This is a genomic window from Bradyrhizobium sp. Kon58 (assembly GCF_055807455.1).
In genome coordinates this window covers 1-268 of sequence record NZ_JBVVOT010000453.1, presented here as the reverse complement: position 1 = coordinate 268, position 268 = coordinate 1, and the positions used below count along the sequence as shown (strand labels likewise).

Annotated in this window: 1 protein-coding gene; it reads right to left on the bottom strand. The window is 62.7% G+C overall.

What is annotated here, in order from left to right:
* Positions 1–268, bottom strand: a 268-nt coding sequence (locus AC0L20_RS41120; protein ID WP_473295847.1) for a TadE family protein, incomplete at both ends; no start/stop codon positions are given.

The following is a 268-nucleotide window of genomic DNA, read 5'->3' as shown; positions in this document are numbered from 1 at the left end:
CGTTGGGGATCCAGCGCAGGCGGTTGGAAATCGCGCTCTTGGCGGTGGTTTGCACCGCAGTGCTGTAGCCCGGCATGGACGGGTCAAGCCCCACGCTCAGGCGCACGGCTTCGGCGGTGGCCTGGGTGAACGACTGCATCAACAGCAGCGGCAGGCTATAGCTGACCAGGCCGTAGAACACGGCGAAGAACATCACGAACACGGCGACGAATTCAATCGCGGCCGTGCCTTTCTGCTGCTTGGGGAGGCTAGTTTTCATCACCGCGTC